Annotated in this window: 15 protein-coding genes; 10 read left to right on the forward strand and 5 right to left on the reverse strand. The window is 55.0% G+C overall.

Going from position 1 to position 17,257, the window contains the following annotated elements; genetic code table 11:
* Nucleotides 1-227 precede the first annotated feature (227 nt).
* From hemJ to Q1B46_RS17825, 7 genes are all read left to right on the forward strand, one after another.
* On the forward strand, nt 228-677 hold the full coding sequence (hemJ, locus tag Q1B46_RS17795; protein WP_299950095.1) for a protoporphyrinogen oxidase HemJ: 450 nt from the start codon (nt 228-230) through the stop codon (nt 675-677).
* Between the two features lie 122 nt (nt 678-799).
* Complete coding sequence (gene rho, locus Q1B46_RS17800; protein WP_299661281.1) at nt 800-2,071, forward strand: transcription termination factor Rho; 1,272 nt, start codon at nt 800-802, stop codon at nt 2,069-2,071.
* A 30-nt stretch (nt 2,072-2,101) separates the two neighbouring features.
* Nucleotides 2,102-3,388, forward strand: coding sequence for a tRNA uridine-5-carboxymethylaminomethyl(34) synthesis GTPase MnmE (gene mnmE / locus Q1B46_RS17805; RefSeq protein ID WP_299950097.1), 1,287 nt, complete (start codon nt 2,102-2,104; stop codon nt 3,386-3,388).
* Between the two features lie 12 nt (nt 3,389-3,400).
* Complete coding sequence (gene mnmG, locus Q1B46_RS17810) at nt 3,401-5,269, forward strand: tRNA uridine-5-carboxymethylaminomethyl(34) synthesis enzyme MnmG (RefSeq protein WP_299950099.1); 1,869 nt, start codon at nt 3,401-3,403, stop codon at nt 5,267-5,269.
* Complete coding sequence (gene rsmG, locus Q1B46_RS17815; protein WP_299950101.1) at nt 5,266-5,889, forward strand: 16S rRNA (guanine(527)-N(7))-methyltransferase RsmG; 624 nt, start codon at nt 5,266-5,268, stop codon at nt 5,887-5,889. Before mnmG ends, rsmG begins: the two co-directional genes overlap by 4 nt.
* A complete protein-coding gene (locus Q1B46_RS17820; protein ID WP_299950103.1) occupies nt 5,882-6,685 on the forward strand; it encodes an AAA family ATPase in 804 nt (267 codons plus the stop codon). Before rsmG ends, Q1B46_RS17820 begins: the two co-directional genes overlap by 8 nt.
* Nucleotides 6,686-6,705: 20 nt before the next feature.
* Nucleotides 6,706-7,599 (forward strand): ParB/RepB/Spo0J family partition protein, encoded by an 894-nt coding sequence (locus tag Q1B46_RS17825; protein ID WP_299950105.1) that lies wholly within the window; start codon nt 6,706-6,708, stop codon nt 7,597-7,599.
* Here Q1B46_RS17825 and Q1B46_RS17830 read toward each other — a convergent pair.
* From Q1B46_RS17830 to rph, 4 genes are read right to left on the reverse strand one after another with little or no spacing between them, the layout of a single operon-like run.
* Nucleotides 7,589-7,942 (reverse strand): YbaN family protein, encoded by a 354-nt coding sequence (locus tag Q1B46_RS17830; RefSeq protein WP_299950107.1) that lies wholly within the window; start codon nt 7,940-7,942, stop codon nt 7,589-7,591. The two genes, Q1B46_RS17825 and Q1B46_RS17830, sit on opposite strands and share 11 nt — an antisense overlap.
* A 3-nt stretch (nt 7,943-7,945) precedes the next feature.
* On the reverse strand, nt 7,946-9,100 hold the full coding sequence (gene hemW, locus Q1B46_RS17835) for a radical SAM family heme chaperone HemW (RefSeq protein WP_299950109.1): 1,155 nt from the start codon (nt 9,098-9,100) through the stop codon (nt 7,946-7,948).
* The gene (rdgB, locus tag Q1B46_RS17840; protein WP_299950111.1) at nt 9,090-9,704 is read right to left on the reverse strand and encodes an RdgB/HAM1 family non-canonical purine NTP pyrophosphatase; all 615 of its coding nucleotides are present in this window, start codon (nt 9,702-9,704) and stop codon (nt 9,090-9,092) included. The genes hemW and rdgB overlap by 11 nt, the downstream gene beginning before the upstream one ends.
* A complete protein-coding gene (gene rph, locus Q1B46_RS17845) occupies nt 9,701-10,414 on the reverse strand; it encodes a ribonuclease PH (protein WP_299950113.1) in 714 nt (237 codons plus the stop codon). The genes rdgB and rph overlap by 4 nt, the downstream gene beginning before the upstream one ends.
* A 112-nt stretch (nt 10,415-10,526) precedes the next feature.
* On the opposite strand from rph, the gene hrcA reads away from it, so the two are divergent.
* Both hrcA and Q1B46_RS17855 read left to right on the forward strand, forming a co-directional pair.
* Nucleotides 10,527-11,591, forward strand: a complete 1,065-nt coding sequence (gene hrcA, locus Q1B46_RS17850; protein WP_299950115.1) for a heat-inducible transcriptional repressor HrcA — start codon at nt 10,527-10,529, stop codon at nt 11,589-11,591.
* Nucleotides 11,592-11,601: 10 nt separating this feature from the next.
* Entirely contained in the window at nt 11,602-12,165 is a 564-nt protein-coding gene (locus Q1B46_RS17855; RefSeq protein ID WP_299661311.1) for a nucleotide exchange factor GrpE, read from the forward strand.
* A gap of 58 nt (nt 12,166-12,223) precedes the next feature.
* On the opposite strand, the gene mutS is transcribed toward Q1B46_RS17855, so the two are convergent.
* A complete protein-coding gene (gene mutS / locus Q1B46_RS17860) occupies nt 12,224-14,839 on the reverse strand; it encodes a DNA mismatch repair protein MutS (protein WP_299950198.1) in 2,616 nt (871 codons plus the stop codon).
* Between the two features lie 160 nt (nt 14,840-14,999).
* Here mutS and Q1B46_RS17865 point away from each other — a divergent pair, with 160 nt between their 5' ends.
* Nucleotides 15,000-17,255 (forward strand): NADP-dependent malic enzyme, encoded by a 2,256-nt coding sequence (locus Q1B46_RS17865; RefSeq protein WP_299661312.1) that lies wholly within the window; start codon nt 15,000-15,002, stop codon nt 17,253-17,255.
* The last annotated feature ends 2 nt before the right edge of the window (nt 17,256-17,257 follow it).

Raw genomic sequence — 17,257 nt, forward strand, 5'->3', positions numbered from 1 at the left:
TAGGTTATCCACGTAACTGTCTCAGAATTATCATGGTAACAATTTGTTATTATTAAGTTATTCTATGAATTAAGAATTTTAAAGCCCGTGTAAGTCATTTTGTCCACTTGGGGAAAAGAGCCGGATAAAAAAATTATCCACTGATTTTGGTCTGCCTACAAAACCATCATCCTTTTTCTTTCTTTCTTTTTTTATTAGGAGGGTTTCAGGCAATTCCGGGAAACCCGATGACCGATCTTCTTTACGCGTTATACCCTTGGGTGAAGTCCTTGCATATTATGGCTGTGATTTCATGGATGGCAGGGTTGTTCTATCTGCCCAGACTATTCGTGTATCATGTTGAAAAAGCGCAGACCGTTGACGGTGCGCAAGAGATCTTCCTTGAAATGGAAGAAAAGCTGCTGCGCGTGATCATGCGTCCAGCGATGCTTGTGACATGGGTCTGCGGGCTGATCATGGTTTTCACCCCGGGTGTCGTTGGCTGGGATTGGAGCTGGCCTTGGGTCAAAGGTGCAGCCGTGATTGGGATGACCTGGTTTCACCACTGGTTGATGGCCCGGCGCAAAGACCTTGCTGAGGGGCGAAATACGCTCACTGGGCGGCAGTACCGGATGATGAACGAGGTTCCTACCGTTTTGATGGTTGTCATCGTTCTAGCGGTCGTTCTGAAGTTCTAATGGTCTGTTTGACTCCTTGGCCTGTCGCGCATATGTAGGGGCCAACACGCCCGTCCGGGCGGCGTATTTTCCGTACTGAAATTCCACTTCAAGCCGCACTATCAGCGGTGAAGGTATGCATCATGTCCACTGAATCCCTGAATCTGGCCGATCTAAAAGCCAAAAGCCCCAAAGACCTTCTGGCGATGGCCGAAGAGCTGGAAATCGAAAACGCCTCGACCATGCGGAAGGGCGATATGATGTTCCAGATCCTGCGCGAACGCGCGGATGAAGGATGGACCGTCGGCGGTGACGGCGTTCTGGAAGTGTTGCAAGACGGGTTCGGTTTCCTGCGCTCACCCGAAGCGAACTATCTGCCCGGTCCGGACGATATTTATGTCTCGCCCGAGATGATCCGCCAGCACTCACTGCGCACCGGGGATACGGTGGAAGGTGAAATCAAGGCGCCAGATGAAAACGAGCGCTACTTTGCGCTTATCAAATGCACCAAGATCAACTTTGAAGATCCGGAAAAAGCCAAGCATAAGATCGCCTTTGACAACCTGACGCCGCTATACCCTGATGAGCGTCTGAAGATGGAAGTCGAAGACCCGACGATCAAGGATAAATCGGCCCGCGTGATCGATCTGGTTTCGCCGATTGGTAAAGGACAGCGTTCGCTGATCGTCGCGCCACCGCGGACCGGTAAAACGGTGATTTTGCAGAACATTGCGAACTCGATCGAAAAGAACCACCCGGAATGTTATCTGATCGTCCTGCTTATCGACGAACGCCCGGAAGAGGTGACCGACATGCAGCGTTCGGTGAAGGGTGAAGTTGTGTCTTCGACCTTTGATGAACCGGCGACACGCCACGTGGCCGTGTCTGAGATGGTCATTGAAAAAGCCAAGCGTCTGGTCGAACATAAACGAGATGTTGTTATTCTCCTAGATTCGATCACAAGACTTGGTAGAGCCTTTAACACCGTGGTCCCATCTTCGGGTAAAGTTTTGACCGGTGGTGTAGATGCGAACGCGCTCCAGCGGCCCAAGCGGTTCTTTGGTGCGGCGCGGAACATTGAAGAGGGTGGATCGCTAACCATCATCGCGACCGCGCTGATCGATACCGGCAGCAGGATGGACGAAGTTATCTTCGAAGAATTCAAAGGCACTGGTAACTCGGAAATCGTTCTGGATCGTAAAATCGCCGATAAACGCGTGTTCCCGGCCATCGACATCCTCAAATCGGGCACTCGGAAAGAGGATCTGCTGGTCGATAAGGGCGATCTGGCCAAAACCTTCGTCCTACGCCGGATCCTCAACCCGATGGGGACCACCGATGCGATTGAATTCCTGTTGTCCAAGTTGAAACAGACAAAGACAAACGGAGAGTTCTTCGATTCGATGAACACCTGACACAGGTCTTAACCCAGGCGAGGCCTTCGAATGGATACGATATTCGCCCTGGCCAGCGCCCAGGGTAAAGCAGGCGTTGCAGTGATCAGACTGTCCGGCCCGCAGGCGCATTCAGCAGCCAATGCGCTGGCCGGAGGCGATTTGCCGTCCCGCGGGATGACTGTTCGTACACTTCGTGCTTCTGACGGATCGCGCCTGGATGAGGGCTTGGTTCTAACCTTTCAAGCTCCGTCCAGTTTTACCGGTGAAGACGTGGCTGAGCTGCAGATTCATGGCAGTTCAGCCTCGGTCAATGCTGTCTTACGCTGCCTGTCGGCTATGGATGACCTTCGGCTAGCTGAACCCGGTGAGTTCACCCGTCGGGCTCTTGAAAACGGAAAGATGGATTTGGCGCAGGTCGAGGGGCTTGCCGATTTGATCGATGCTGAAACTGAAGCACAGCGAAAGCAAGCTCAGACCATATTGGCAGGCGCCTTGGGTGCTTTGGCGGAAGGGTGGCGGCGCGACTTGATCCGTGCAGCTTCTTTGCTGGAAGCTGTGATTGATTTCGCGGATGAAGAGGTTCCGACAGATGTTACACCCGAGGTCCGTATGTTGATCTCCGGCGTCATGGACGAGCTAACCCGAGAAGCACAAGGTGTTCGGATTGCTGAGCGCATCCGCTCTGGCTTTGAGGTTGCCATAGTTGGCCTTCCGAATGCAGGAAAGTCGACCTTGTTGAATGTGTTGGCCGGGCGGGACGCTGCAATTACATCCGAATACGCCGGGACCACCCGTGATGTCATCGAAGTTCGAATGGATTTGGCTGGATTGCCGGTAACCTTGTTGGACACAGCCGGATTGCGGGAAACCGATGATCACGTTGAAAACCTTGGGATCGAGCTGGCTCGTAAACGCGCAGAAGCTGCCGATTTGCGCGTTTTTCTAACGGACGCACCTGATTCACTTGGCGTATCCCGACAGGTGGATGACATTCATGTCTATCCGAAATCGGATTTACGTAATGATACACATGGTGGAATTTCAGGTAAGACCGGACAGGGGATTGATCAGCTAATATACCATATATCGCGTGTGCTAAGTGAACGAACCACTAGTCATGGTATTGCCACGCGCGAACGCCACCGGATTGCGATGGATAAGGCCGCTGGATCATTGGCCGCAGCACAAGCGGTTCTGGAATCAGGACCAGATATGTATGATATAGCTGCAGAAGAACTGAGGACGGCCATCCGATCTCTTGAATCTTTGGTGGGAAGGATTGATGTCGAAACCCTTCTGGATGAAATTTTTGCGAGTTTCTGTCTGGGAAAGTAGGGAGTGTTTCACGTGAAACATACGAGATTTGATGTCGTTGTCATAGGCGCTGGACACGCCGGCACCGAGGCAGCGCATGCCGCTGCTCGTATGGGCGCCAAAACCGCATTGGTTACGCTGTCTGAGCGGGATATCGGTGTCATGTCGTGTAATCCCGCAATCGGCGGGCTGGGTAAGGGGCACTTGGTCCGCGAAATTGACGCGCTTGATGGGGTGATGGGGCGCGTGGCGGATCGCGCTGGCATTCAGTTTCGCCTCTTAAACCGACGCAAGGGTCCGGCTGTTCAAGGCCCCAGGGCCCAGGCAGATCGCGCGCTCTATTGTGCTGCGATGGCTGAAGAAACTCTGAAGCAAATTAATCTTTCAGTGATCACCGGGGAAGTGGTCGATTTTCTGATGGAGGGTAGCCGCGTAGCCGGGATCAAGTTGGCGGACGGGTCCGAGGTCCCGGCGCTGACGGTCATTCTGACTTCGGGCACATTCCTACGTGGCGTGATTCATATTGGTGATGTTTCCAAGCCCGGTGGTCGTATGGGAGATCGCCCTTCGGTCAAGCTTGCCGAGCGTCTGGATGATTTCGCCATGCCTATGGCTCGACTGAAGACAGGCACACCACCTCGCTTGGATGGGCGAACAATAAACTGGGACGTTTTGGAACGGCAGGAGGGGGATGTAGAACCTACCCTGTTTTCTTTCATGTCTACATCTGTGTCAGCACCGCAGATCGCGTGTGGCATCACGCACACCAACACACAAACGCATGAAATTATTGAGCGAAATCTCTCCAAGTCTGCAATGTATGGCGGCCACATTGACGGGGTCGGTCCAAGATACTGCCCATCAATCGAAGACAAAATCGTCAGATTTGCGGATAAGGACTCGCATCAGATCTTTCTTGAGCCAGAAGGCGTGCGTGATCACACAGTTTATCCAAACGGAATCTCAACATCTCTACCAGAAGATGTGCAGGTTGAGTATGTTCAGTCTATCCGAGGCTTGGAGCAGGCCAAGATACTCCAACCGGGCTATGCGATTGAATATGACTATGTTGATCCCCGCGCCTTGACCGCGTCTTTGTCTGTCCCTGAGGTTTCCGGATTATACCTTGCGGGCCAAATCAACGGGACCACCGGATATGAAGAGGCGGCGGCGCAGGGCCTTGTTGCCGGGCTAAATGCTGCACTTGAATCACAAGCGCGCGCTCCTGTACATTTTACCCGATCAGACAGCTATATCGGTGTTATGATTGATGATTTGACCACAAGAGGAGTGGTTGAACCTTATAGGATGTTTACCTCAAGGGCGGAATTTCGGTTGTCCTTACGTGCCGATAACGCCGATCAAAGACTGACTCCGAAAGGTGAGGATATCGGTTGCGTGAGCGAGATCCGCAGCACAATATTTGCGAAAAAGCTGGAGAAGCTTGCGGCCGCAAAATGTAAACTGACCGCCAGGACCTATACCCCTAAGGAGATTCGCGCGGCTGGGATCAACGTCAACCAAGATGGAAATCGCCGAGATGGTATGGCCGTGCTGGCTTTTCCAGAAGTGACGTTTGAGGACTTGATCCCGCTTGAGCCGAGGCTCGAAGGTACGGACACGGAAATTCGCCGTCAGGTCGAGCGTGACGCGCTGTACGCAAACTATATTGCGCGTCAGCAACGAGACGTTGATGCGATGAAGCGCGATGAGGCGCATGAGATACCGCGTGATTTCGACTACTTTTCATTAGATGGCCTGTCAGCAGAGATGAAGCAAAAGTTATCACAAGCCAGACCCGCAAACATAGCGCAGGCCGGCCGGGTGGAGGGGGTTACTCCTGCTGCGTTGACCTTGGTTCTGGCAAAGCTAAGGCGCGACATGAAGGCGCAAACAGCATGAATGGCGGTAATGCCGTTACTGCACATGAATTGGATGTTTCACGTGAAACATTCGATCGCCTTTCAAGTTACGTTGCCTTGCTTGAACGGTGGAATCCCAGAATTAACCTGGTGTCGCGAAACAGCCTTAAGAACATATGGGTGCGTCATATTCAGGATTCGATTCAAGTATTTCGAAACGCAGACAGCGCAAAGCAATGGGTGGATCTGGGCAGCGGAGGCGGCTTTCCCGGCATGGTATGTGCAATCATGGCGATCGAAGATGCACCTATGACACGCTTTACGCTGGTCGAAAGCGATCAAAGAAAATCGGCTTTCCTTCGAACCGTTGTTAGGGAAAGTGGGTCGAACTGCAGGGTGATTTCTCGACGGATCAAGGCTATCGAACCTCTTGATGCAGATGTTTTGTCAGCACGCGCATTGGCTGATCTATCCACGTTAATGTCATTTTGTGACAGGCACTTAAGCAATGATGGTACAGCTTTGTTGCCCAAAGGTGAGACTTGGGAAAAAGAACTTGCCGAGGCGCGTAAGGAATGGAAATTCGAAGCTGAACCTATTAGAAGTTTAACAGAACCTCAGTCGGTTATCCTGAAAATCAGAGGAGTTACACGTGGTTGATCTGTCTCGTCCTGCCGGGCCTCGGATAATCGCGGTCGCCAATCAGAAAGGTGGGGTCGGAAAAACCACAACAGCGATTAATCTGGCGGCAGGTTTGGCCGAGGCTGGCTGCAAAGTTTTGGTGGTTGATCTTGATCCGCAGGGGAATGCCTCAACGGGATTGGGGGTCGAGGATCGGGATTGGACCACATATGATCTGATCTTGGATGACGCGTCACTGGAAGCGGTTGTTCAGGAAACAGAGATCAGAAACCTATTTGTGGTTCCCGCAACAGTAGATCTCAGCTCGGCCGATATCGAACTGATTTCAAATGAAAAACGCAGCTATCTTTTGCATGATGCGCTGCGCCAGACCGCAATTGATGCTTTTGATCTGGATTTCGTACTGATCGATTGCCCGCCGTCTTTGAATTTGCTTACCGTCAACGCCATGGTCGCTGCACAATCTGTCCTTGTTCCGCTGCAGAGTGAATTCTTTGCCCTCGAAGGATTGTCACAGCTGATGCTGACAATCCGTGAGGTGCGGCAGACGGCAAATCCAGACCTGAGAATCGAAGGTGTTGTGTTGACGATGTATGACAACCGCAACAACTTGTCCCGGCAGGTCGAAAAGGATGCGCGTGACAATCTGGGTGAGATGGTATTTAAAACCAAGATACCCAGAAATGTGCGAGTCAGTGAGGCGCCTTCTTATGCGCTCCCTGTCCTGCAATATGATTCAGGTTCACTCGGGGCGATGGCTTATCGACATCTGGCCCGAGAGGTTATGCACAAGAATAACAAGGTAGCCACCTAAGTGGCCGTGAGGAGGGTGATATGAACGCCAGAAAAGGTAAGCCCCGAGGGCTGGGTCGCGGATTGTCGGCGCTGATGGCTGATGTTACGCCCGATGCTGATGGCCGGATTTCGGCTGAGCCTCGCCGCCCGGACCTCACTGTACCGATTGAAAAACTGCAGGCAAACCCGGATCAGCCGCGCCGTCGCTTCGCGCAGGAGCAACTGGATGAGCTTGCGGCCTCGGTGAAGGAAAAAGGTATCATCCAGCCGTTGATTGTCCGTAGCATTGCAGGCGGTCAATACGAAATCGTGGCTGGTGAACGTCGCTGGCGCGCCGCTCAGATCGCGCAACTCCATGATATTCCAGTGATTATTCGGAATTTTGATGATACCGAGGTACTTGAAGTAGCGATCATCGAGAATATCCAGCGTGCCGACTTGAATGCGGTTGAGGAAGCGGCCGGTTTCAAGCAATTGATGGATCGTTTCGGTCATACACAGGAAAAATTGGCCGAGGCCCTGGGCAAAAGCCGCAGTCATATTGCGAACCTGTTGCGATTGTTATCCTTGCCGATGGACGTACAGACGCTTGTAATCGAGGGGAAGCTGTCTGCCGGTCATGCAAGGGCGCTGATCACCGCCGAGGACCCCTCGAAACTGGCCAAGCAGGTTGTCCGTGATGGTCTTTCGGTGCGTGCGACCGAAGCATTGGTCAAGAAACAGCAAGCCGGCCCTGAAGTAGCGACACCAAAGTCCAGAAATCTAAATGCGGGGAAAGACGCAGATACGCGTGCGCTTGAAAAAGACTTGTCTGCAATTTTGGCGATGAAGGTGAACATCAACCACAAAGCCGGATCAGAATCGGGCCAGGTGGTATTGTCTTATGAAAATCTTGATCAACTGGATGATCTTTGCGCCAAACTCAGCCGTTAGGCCGGGTCCAAATAAACAGCATGACCCCACTTAGAACAACGGCCTGAATAATCAGGACATTTGAAGGTGCGGATAACAAAATTGACAAGCCAAACACGGCGGCAACCGAGACGGTGGCCGCCTTTTTTGCACCAGGACTAATCGCACCCGAGTTCTGCCAGTCGATAATCAGAGGGCCGAAGGTTCTGTGGCTCAGCAGCCAGTTATGCAATCTGGATGAAGATCGGGCAAAAAAGAAAGCGGCCAACAGAAGGAACGGCACCGTTGGAAGCAGGGGCAGGACCACTCCAATCATGGCCAGTGCGACGCATAGCAACCCCAATCCGGCCCAGAGATATTGCATCTGCTACTCCAATAACTCTCGGATTACGGCGTTGAGCACCGCCCGCCCGTTAGATGTGGCTCGTAATCGAGCCCCATCAAACTCAATCATGCCCAGTTCGGTCAAATTTTCGAGTTTATCGCTGGGCAGTTTTTCCCTGAATAACTGTTCATATCGATCTATATTTATGCCTTCTAGCAATCGAATACACATCATAAGGTATTCAAAAGCCTGTTCACGACGGGTTAGCTCAAACCTGTTGTTCTCACCGATGCCGTTGGCGGCAGCATTAAGCCATGTATTTGGTGAGAGATAGGTTTCGGTCGCGAATTTGCGCCCATCAACTGTGATCCGTCCATGTGCACCGGGGCCGATACCGACGTAATCGCCATAGCGCCAATAGATCAAATTGTGCTGCGACTCCGCCCCGGCGCGGGCGTGGTTCGAAACCTCATAGGCGGGCAGACCATGTGCCTCGCAGATCTCTTGTGTCGCCAGATACATATCTGCAGCGCTGTCGTCTGCGGGCAGGCCACGCAGCTTGCCCACGGCGTAACGATCACCAAAGGCCGTGCCGTCTTCGATCGTGAGCTGGTATAGCGACAAATGATCAACGGCCATCGACAGCGCCTCGGTCAGTTCTGCGCGCCAGGCGTCAAGCGTCTGGTGTTGGCGGGCATAGATCAGGTCAAAACTGACCCTATCAAAACAGGCACGGGCAATATCAAAGGCGGCGCGGGCTTCGTCGACGGTATGAATGCGGCCCAGACGGCGCAGATCGTCATCGTTCAGCGCTTGCACGCCCATCGAGATACGGTTGACCCCGGCATCGCGATAGGCTGCGAACCGCCCGGCCTCGACCGAGCTGGGGTTAGCTTCGAGCGATATCTCCATGTCATTCGCCGGCCGCCAAAGGCCGCGGGCTGTTTCTATGATGGCAGCAACCGTTTCGGGGTCCATAAGGGACGGGGTGCCGCCGCCAAAGAAGACTGTGTTCAGCACCCGATCCGGTGTTTCAGCGGCAGAGCGCTTCAGTTCACTAAGATATGATTCAAGCCATTGTTTTTGATTAATATTTTTCGAAACATGGCTGTTGAAATCGCAATAGGGGCACTTGGCCTGGCAAAAGGGCCAATGCACGTACAGGCCAAAGCCCGCATTGCGCCAATCATCCGCCAAAGCAGCCTTTCACGAACATCTCAACCGCGCGGCCGCGATGGCTGATCTTGTTCTTTTCCCAGCGATCCATCTCGGCAAAGGTGGTGTCGTACCCCTCGGGGACAAACATAGGGTCATAGCCAAAGCCATCTTTACCGCGGATCGGCCACACCAGATGGCCGGGGGCGATGCCTTCGAACACCTCGTCATGCCCATCGGGCCAGGCCAGAACCAGCGTGCTGCGGAATTGCGCCATGCGGGGGTGAGGGGCGTTTTTCGCCTCCAACTCGTTGTGTGCGCGGGTCATCGCCATCAGGAAATCGCGACCATTGCCGGTTTCAGCCCAGTCTGCAGTGTAGACGCCGGGTGCGCCATTCAGCGCGTCGATAGTAATGCCCGAGTCGTCCGACAGGGCGGGCAGGCCGGTGGCCTTCGCCGCAGCGTGGGCTTTGATCCGGGCGTTGCCGACGAAGGTATCTTCGGTTTCATCCGGTTCAGGCAGGTCCATCTCGCCTGCACCCACAACGGTTACACCGTGGGGCTCAAGGAGATGCACCATCTCCTCAAGCTTACCTTTGTTGTGGGTGGCGACCAGCAGCCGGTCCCCGTCGAACTTGCGGGTCATGCGGTGGCGGCTTTCTGGGCGGCGGCCAGTTCCCCGACACCTTTTTCAGCCAGATCCATCAGTTGATCCATCTGCGCACGGCTAAAGACCGATCCCTCGGCGCTCATCTGTACTTCGATCAGCTTGCCTGAGCCTGTCATGATGAAATTGCCATCTACGCCCGCTTCGCTGTCTTCGGGATAGTCCAGATCAAGAACCGGCTGGCCCGCATAGATACCGCAGGAAACGGCTGCAACCGGATCGACCAGCGGGTCAGAGATCACGTCGCCCGTTTTCATCAGCTTGTTCACCGCGAGACGCAGTGCAACCCAACCACCGGTGATCGAAGCGCAGCGGGTGCCGCCATCAGCCTGGATCACATCGCAATCGACAGTGATCTGACGTTCGCCCAAGGCAACGCGATCTACACCCGCGCGCAGAGCCCGACCGATAAGCCGTTGAATTTCCACGGTGCGCCCACCTTGCTTGCCGCTTGCCGCCTCACGCCGCATCCGCGTGTTGGTTGCACGGGGCAGCATACCGTATTCGGCGGTGACCCATCCAAGGCCTGAGCCTTTGATAAATGGTGGCACGCGATCTTCGATCGTGGCGGTGCACAGCACATGGGTATCACCCATTTTGATCAGGCAGGAACCTTCGGCATGTTTGGTGAAGCCTGTTTCAATTGAAACGGCGCGCATTTCGTTTAGATCACGTCCTGAGGGTCGCATGGAAAATCCTTTGTTTACTGGGTTGGGGATACCGCTCAGAGGCGTTACGATGCAACCCCGATTGACCTTTCTTGTGCCAGCGATTTAATGACAATCCAGCAGAGGATTGCCGATGAGCGAAGCGAGCAAAATTCTGAGCGAGATGAACGACCGGTCGCGTGAGGTGTTCCGGTTGATCGTTGAAAGCTATCTGGACAGTGGTGAACCTGTCGGAAGCCGCACGCTGACGCGTACGCTATCCGAAAAGGTCAGTGCCGCAACCGTACGCAATGTGATGCAGGATCTGGAGTTTCTGGGTCTGCTTGATAGCCCACATGTCAGCGCGGGCCGGATTCCAACGCAACAGGGCCTTCGGATGTTCGTGGACGGGTTGCTTGAAGTTGGCGATCTGGGGGCATCTGATCGCCAGAAACTTGATGAAACACTAGGCTCTAACGCAGGTGATGTGGGCGGAATGCTAGACCGGGTGGGGTCGGCATTGTCACACGTGACACATGGTGCATCGTTGGTTTTGACGCCCAAGCAAGAATCCGAGATTAAGCATATCGAGTTTGTCTCATTGGCGCATGACCGGGCTTTGGTTGTGCTGGTCTTTGCTGATGGCCATGTGGAAAACCGGCTGTTCACCCCGCCGCCCGGACAGACACCCAGTTCAATGCGCGAAGCGGCGAACTTTCTAAATGCACTGATCGAAGGGCGGACGCTTAGCGAGGTACGCCGTCAGATGCAAAGCCAGATAGACGCACGAAAGCAGGAAATTGATTTACTTGCCCGTGCAATGGTTGAAAGTGGCATGGCCGTCTGGGATGGTGATGACACCGACTCGGCCCGGTTGATCGTTCGAGGGCGGGCGAATCTTCTGAACGAACCCGGTCAGATCGAAGAGCTTGACCGAATCCGCACCCTGTTCGATGACCTTGAACGCAAGCGCGATATCGCAGAATTCCTTGAATTGACGGAAGACGGCGAGGGTGTGCGCATTTTTATCGGTTCTGAGAACAAACTTTTTTCACTTTCGGGTTCCTCTTTGGTGGTGTCTCCATATATGAACGCTGATCGTAAGATAATCGGTGCGGTTGGGGTCATTGGGCCCACACGTTTGAATTATGGACGGATCGTGCCGATCGTGGATTATACGGCGCAACTGGTTGGCAAGCTGATTTCCGACCGGAGCTAGAGGGTAAGAGATGGCAGAGCCCAAGAACGAAGAATTTCTGGACGATATCATGTCCGCAGAAGCAGAAGAGCTGGCAGAGGAATTTGCCGAGATCAGCGAAGAAGCGCTGGAATTGGATGAGTTGCGCGCGCAGCGTGACGATTACAAGGATAAGTTTATGCGCGCGCTGGCGGATGCTGAAAACGCGCGCAAACGTGGTGACAAGGCGCGCCGGGATGCCGAACAGTATGGTGGATCGAAGCTCGCCCGCGACATGTTGCCTGTCTATGACAACATGAAACGCGCGCTTGAGGCGGCAACGGATGAGCAGAAAGAAGTAGCCGGACCGCTCCTGGAGGGCGTCGAATTGACGATGCGCGCGCTGAAGGACGTGTTCCAGAGGCACGGCATCGAGGTGATCACCCCCAAAGTGGGTGATCGGTTTGATCCGAATGTGCATGAGGCGATGTTCGAGGCGCCCGTGCCCGGAACCAAAGCAGGTGACATCATTCAGGTCTCGGCTGAAGGGTTCATGCTGCATGATCGATTGCTGCGTCCGGCGCAGGTTGGGGTGTCATCGACACCTGCCAGTTAACTGTTCGCAGTAAAGCCAATCCTACGGCTGAGGAAATTTTGAACAAAATAAGGGGCGGTCAGGAATTGGCCGCCTCTTTCAGTTTGTAGATCAAGTCTAATGCTTCGCGTGGGGTCAATTCGTCTGGCAGAACTTCATCCAGCATATCTGTAACGGGTGAAGCCTTAGGGGCCGGAGGAGGCGGTGGCGAGGCGGCCGAGAACAGGGGCAGGTCGTCAATCAGGGCTTTTTGCTTTCCGCCTTCACGCTCGGTTTTTTCCAATTGATCCAACACGATACGGGCACGCTCAACCACTGTGGCGGGAAGGCCCGCCAATTGGGCGACCTGCACGCCGTAGGACCGGTCAGCAGCGCCTTTGTGAACTTCATGCAGGAAGATAACTTCACCTTCCCACTCTTTTACGGCCACCGTGGCGTTCTCTACGCCGTCCAGATTTCCCGCCAATGCGGTCAGCTCATGATAATGAGTGGCAAACAATCCGCGGCATTTATTGGCCGCGTGTAGATGTTCAAGCGTTGCCCAGGCGATGGACAGCCCGTCATACGTCGCGGTGCCGCGACCGATCTCATCAAGTATAACCAGTGCGCGGTCGTCTGCTTGGTTCAGGATGGCGGCGGTCTCAACCATCTCGACCATGAAGGTCGAGCGACCGCGCGCCAGATCGTCTGAGGCCCCGACGCGACTGAAGAGCTGGCTTACCACGCCGATATGCGCCTGTTCAGCTGGGACATAGCTGCCCATTTGGGCCAGCAGTGCGATCAGCGCGTTCTGGCGCAGGAAGGTTGATTTACCGGCCATGTTGGGACCAGTAAGTAGCCAGATGGCCGCGCCAGAATCGGCACTAAGATCGCAGTCATTTGCGATGAAGGCATCCCCGTTCTGCTGACGCAATGCGTGTTCGACCACCGGGTGGCGTCCCCCCTGAATGTCGAAAGCAAGCGATCCGTCGACTTTGGGGCGACACCAGCCTTCGCCCCGCGCTAGATCGGCGAGTGCTGTGGTCAAATCCAGCTCCGCCAGACCGCGGGCGGCTTGGGTTAGCCGTGCAGAAACATCCAAAATTGCGCCAGAAACCCTTTGATAGAGTCGCTTTTCAATCTCCAAGGCCCGATTGCCTGCGTTCAGAATACGGGTTTCGATCTCAGAAAGCTCTACGGTTGTAAATCGCACCTGATTGGCAGTGGTCTGGCGATGGATATACGTTTCACTGAAGGGCGGGCTCAGCATTTTCTCGGCATGGGTCGCCGTGGTCTCGATGAAGTATCCCAGCACATTGTTGTGTTTGATCTTCAGCGAGGTGATGCCGGTATGGTCTGCATATTTCTGCTGAAATCCGGCGATCACAGAGCGGCCTTCGTCGCGCAGCGTCCGCGCTTCGTCCAGTTCTGAATCGAAGCCGGGCGCGATGAAACCACCATCGCGAGCGAGCAACGGCGGATCAGCAACCAGCGCTTCATCCAGCAGGGTCAGCAGATCGTCAAATCCAATCAGGTTCTGGACAGCGGTAGCCAGGAGCACCGGCAGTTCCCGCGAGGCGCAGAACTCAGCAATCGTTGTCGCTTGGGTCAGACCATTGCGGATGGCGGTCAGATCACGGGGGCCACCCCGGTCCAATGAAAGGCGGGATAGGGCGCGGTCCAAATCCGGCGTTTTGCGCAATGCATCACGCAGGTCGGACGTGATCAGACTGTCTTCGAAAGCGAAGGAAACCGCGTTCAAACGGCCAAGAATCACATCCATATTGCGCGAGGGGCTGGACAGGCGCTGTTCCAGCAATCGGGCGCCGCCCGGGGTTACGGTTTGATCGACTACGGAAAGCAATGATCCTGCACGGCCGCCGGATAGGGATCGGGTAAGCTCCAGGTTGCGGCGTGTGGCGGCGTCGATCTGAACCACACGGTCTTCGGATTCCTTTAGCGGCGTTTGCAACAGCGGCAGTTTGCCCTTTTGCGTAATCTCCAGATAATCGATCAGCGCACCCATGACGGAAACCTCGGCGCGCCCGAAATTCCCGAACGCATCCAGCGCGCCTACGTTATACAGCCCACAAATGCGTTTTTCAGCCGCCGTGCTGTCAAAACTCGCGCGCCCGATCGGGGTCAGCGAGATGCCGAGATCAAGAACCAGATCTTGCATCTTGTCTTGCGCCCCATCCGCGACAATCAACTCGGATGGCGCCAGCCGCGCCAATTCCGGGCTGAGACGCACGGACGTCAAAGGCATCACATGAAATGCTCCGGTCGAGATATCAGCCCAGGCAAGCGCGGCTTCGCCCCGAACCTCGATATAAGCGGCCAAAAAGTTGTGCCGGCGGGCTTCAAGCAGGGCGTCTTCGGTCAGGGTTCCGGGGGTGACCAATCGCACAACATCGCGTTTTACGACCGATTTAGAGCCTCTTTTCTTCGCCTCTGCCGGGCTTTCCATTTGTTCGCAGACGGCGACCCGAAAGCCTTTGCGGATCAGTGTCAGTAGATACCCTTCGGCGGAATGAACCGGCACACCGCACATCGGAATATCTTGGTCATTATGTTTGCCGCGTTTGGTCAAGGCGATATCCAGCGCCTCGGCTGCGTTCACAGCGTCTTCGAAAAACATCTCGTAGAAATCGCCCATGCGATAGAACAGCAGGGCGTCCGGCTGGGCCTCTTTGATCTCAAGGTACTGTGCCATCATCGGCGTGACTGTGGACAAAAGCGGCCCCCTTCTGGCGTATTCCAGGCGCGACCTTACAAATCCCCAACCCGCGACGAAAGGTGAAAAGTATTCTCGTTGAGACGCGCGCAAGCCTGCGGTATGACGCATCAGCCCCGAAGTCATGGAAACGACGTTTAAAATGCCCAAAGCGAAGATTACCAAAGAAGAGGCGCTGGCCTTTCACCTGGACCCCACACCCGGCAAATGGGAGGTGCAGGCCACCGTTCCAATGACGACACAGCGCGACCTGTCGCTGGCTTATAGCCCCGGCGTGGCCGTTCCATGTGAAGCCATCGCCGAAAACCCAGAAACCGCCTATGACTATACCAACAAGGGCAATCTGGTTGCTGTGATCTCAAACGGGACTGCCGTTCTGGGTCTTGGGAACCTTGGGGCGCTGGGCTCAAAACCGGTGATGGAAGGGAAATCGGTCCTGTTCAAACGGTTCGCCGATGTGAATTCGATCGATATCGAGCTGGATACCGAAGATCCGGATGAATTCTGCCGCGCGGTGCGCCTGATGGGGCCGACTTTTGGCGGGATCAACCTCGAAGACATCAAGGCGCCCGAGTGCTTCATCATCGAACAGCGCCTGAAGGAAGAGATGGATATCCCTGTCTTCCACGATGACCAGCACGGTACAGCGGTGATCTGTGCTGCGGGATTGCTGAATGCCCTGCATATCTCGGGCAAAAAGATCGAGGATGTGAAAATCGTACTGAACGGGGCCGGGGCGGCAGGCATTGCCTGTATCGAACTGCTCAAAGCGATGGGCGCGCAGCACGAAAACTGCGTCGTCTGTGACACCAAGGGCGTGATCTATCAGGGCCGGACCGAGGGTATGAATCAGTGGAAATCGGCCCACGCGATCACCACGGACCTGCGCACGCTGGAAGACGCCATGAAGGGCGCGGACGTGTTTTTGGGCGTGTCAGTCAAAGGGGCTGTGACGCAGGACATGGTTGTTAGCATGGCCGACAACCCAGTGATCTTTGCGATGGCAAACCCAGATCCCGAGATCACACCGGAAGAGGCCCACGAAGTGCGTGTCGATGCCATCGTCGCCACCGGTCGTAGTGATTATCCGAACCAGGTGAATAACGTTCTGGGCTTCCCGTACTTGTTCCGAGGTGCCCTGGACATCCACGCCCGCGCCATCAATGACGAGATGAAGATTGCCTGCGCGCATGCTCTGGCCCGTCTGGCGCGCGAGGATGTGCCCGATGAGGTCGCTATGGCCTATGGCAAATCGCTGACCTTTGGCCGCGATTACATCATCCCTACACCGTTCGACCCGCGTCTTATCCACCGGATTCCGACTGCCGTGGCAAAGGCAGGCATGGACACCGGCGCGGCGCGGCGCCCGATCATCGACATGGAAGCCTATGAACTGAGCTTGAAATCCCGCATGGACCCGACAGCCAGCATTCTGCGGGGACTGAACGCCCGGGCACGTGCCGCGCAAAGCCGGATGATCTTTGCCGAAGGTGACGATCCCCGTGTTCTGCGCGCGGCGGTTATGTATCAACGCTCGGGCTTTGGTAAGGCCTTGGTTGTTGGTCGCGCGGATGAGGTCAAGCAGCAGCTGGAGGAAGCCGGCCTTGGAGATGCGGTTCGTGAGCTTGAGGTAGTGAACGCGGCCAACACTGCGCATTTGGAGACGTATAAGGACTTTCTCTATCAACGGCTGCAGCGCAAGGGTTTCGACCACAAGGATATTCATCGTCTCGCGGCGCGCGACCGACATGTCTTTTCCTCTTTGATGTTGGCGCATGGTCATGGGGACGGTCTGGTAACAGGCGCCACGCGTAAGTCGGCGCATGTTCTGGATCGCATCAACCATGTGTTTGATGCGGATGCAGCCAACGGCGCCGCTGGTGTCACAGCGTTGCTGCACAAGGGGCGCATCGTTTTGATTGGCGATACGTTGGTCCATGAATGGCCCGACGAGAACGATCTGGCGAATATCGCGGAACGCGCCGCCGCCGTGGCGCGCCATATGGGGTTGGAACCTCGTGCGGCATTTGTCAGCTTCTCGACCTTCGGTTATCCGGTGTCTGAACGTGCTGAAAAGATGCACCGCGCGCCTGCGGTTCTGGATGCACGCGGTGTCGATTTTGAGTACGAAGGCGAGATGACCGTAGATGTGGCCCTGAATGTGGATCAGCAAGAGGCCTATCCATTCCAACGCCTAACGGGTCCCGCGAACATCTTGATCGTTCCGGCGCGGCACTCGGCCTCGATCTCGACCAAGCTGATGCAGGAAATGGGTGGCGCGACGGTGATCGGCCCGATCCTGTCCGGTGTCGACAAGCCAATTCAGATCTGTTCGACTGTTTCGACAGCGAATGACATTCTGAACATGGCCATCCTGGCCTCCTGCGATATTGAGTAAAT

It is taken from the genome of uncultured Ruegeria sp., assembly GCF_947500045.1.
In the GTDB taxonomy this organism is placed as follows: domain Bacteria; phylum Pseudomonadota; class Alphaproteobacteria; order Rhodobacterales; family Rhodobacteraceae; genus Ruegeria.